General features: G+C 45.9%; 1 protein-coding gene. It reads right to left on the minus strand.

Going from position 1 to position 429, the window contains the following annotated elements; all coding sequences use genetic code 11:
• Nucleotides 1-229: 229 nt before the first annotated feature.
• Nucleotides 230-429 (minus strand): hypothetical protein (locus tag FS486_RS20355; RefSeq protein ID WP_222122608.1); only part of this gene is annotated, 200 nt, incomplete at its 5' end.

The raw sequence follows: 429 nt of genomic DNA on the forward strand, positions 1-429 counted from the left end.
CACCTTTTGCTCGAATGATATTCTTATGCTCGGATGCGAACCTTTTATGCTCGGATAGACACTTTTTCTGCTCGGATGCGGATACCTTTTGCTCGAATGATATTCTTATGCTCGGATACGAACCTTTTATGCTCGGATAGACACTCTTTCTGCTCGGTTGCGGACACCTTTTGCTCGAATGATATTCTTATGCTCGGATGCGGAACTTTTATGCTCGGATAGACACTCTTTATGCTCGGTTGCGGACACCTTTTGCTCGGATCGCATTCTTATGCTCGGATGCGGACCTTTTAGGATCGCATAGACACTCTTTATGCTCGGATGCGGACACTTTTGCTCGAATGATATTCTTATGCTCGGATGCGGACCTTTTATGCTCGCATAGACACTCTTTCTGCTCGGATGCGGACACCTTTTGCTCGAATGATA

Origin of the sequence: Bacillus sp. FJAT-22090, assembly GCF_007676755.1 — a bacterium.
Lineage (GTDB): Bacteria > Bacillota > Bacilli > Bacillales_A > Planococcaceae > Psychrobacillus.